General features: G+C 55.4%; 1 pseudogene. It reads left to right on the top strand.

Going from position 1 to position 298, the window contains the following annotated elements:
* Positions 1-45: 45 nt before the first annotated feature.
* Positions 46-298: pseudogene (locus tag P0G09_RS19150) on the top strand (NADH:flavin oxidoreductase); the annotation flags it as partial.

Below are 298 nucleotides of genomic sequence, written 5' to 3' on the forward strand. Positions count from 1 at the left end.
GCCTGCTGCAAAAGGCAGCACGGACGAGGAAAGAGAGTGAGTAACATGTACGACACCATCCTGAGCCCCATTGATTACGGTGGATTGCAGCTGAAGAACCGCATCATCTTTGCCCCCACCACCATCGGCCTTTCGGACGAGGAATATCTGGCAGAGATGGAGCGGCTGGCCAAGGGCGGCTGCGCCATGATCATCATCGGCGACGTGCCGGTGGACAAGAGCCGGTTTGAGAAGTCCCTGTTTGACAAAAAGGGCTTTGCTTTCTATCAGCAGATCTGCGAGACTGCCCACAAATACG

It is taken from the genome of Faecalibacterium sp. DFI.5.82, assembly GCF_029076575.1.
Taxonomy (GTDB): Bacteria; Bacillota; Clostridia; order Oscillospirales; family Ruminococcaceae; genus Faecalibacterium; species Faecalibacterium duncaniae.